Origin of the sequence: Oleiagrimonas sp. MCCC 1A03011 (assembly GCF_003267965.1) — a bacterium.
Taxonomy (GTDB): Bacteria; Pseudomonadota; Gammaproteobacteria; order Xanthomonadales; family Rhodanobacteraceae; genus Oleiagrimonas; species Oleiagrimonas citrea.
Genome location: NZ_MSPY01000053.1, coordinates 1 through 379 on the forward strand (window position 1 = coordinate 1; position 379 = coordinate 379).

The following is a 379-nucleotide window of genomic DNA, read 5'->3' on the forward strand; positions in this document are numbered from 1 at the left end:
CCACGCCCGGGACCGAGGTATCGTCGGTGCGCTCGAGCAGGAAATGCCCGTGGGCCGGAATGGTTCCGCTCAGACGGCCTTCGCCGGGCACTTCGAACATCGGGAAGAAATCGGCGTAGGAGTACGATGTGATGGCGCACGTGCTGGCGGACGCACGCCGTCGCGCCCGGAAGGTGTCGCGCGCCCTGTTCGGGGTGCGTGGCATCGCCCAGGTGGTGCGAACCGGTGGACCCAAGGCGCGACTGCCGGCGCTGCACGTCACCTTGCTCAACACCCCCAACCCGCAATCCCCGTTCTTTTTTGTTCTTCAGGGCATGGAGCCGGGCAAAGCACTGGACGCGCGGTCTGCGGGGGCGCGCGATGCGACGATGGCGCTGTG

1 protein-coding gene is annotated in these 379 nt (G+C 67.5%); it reads left to right on the plus strand.

Annotation, left to right across the window (positions count from 1 at the left end):
* Window positions 1–131: 131 nt before the first annotated feature.
* A partial coding sequence (locus tag BTJ49_RS15315) for a hypothetical protein (RefSeq protein ID WP_146742407.1) occupies window positions 132–379 on the plus strand: 248 nt, incomplete at its 3' end.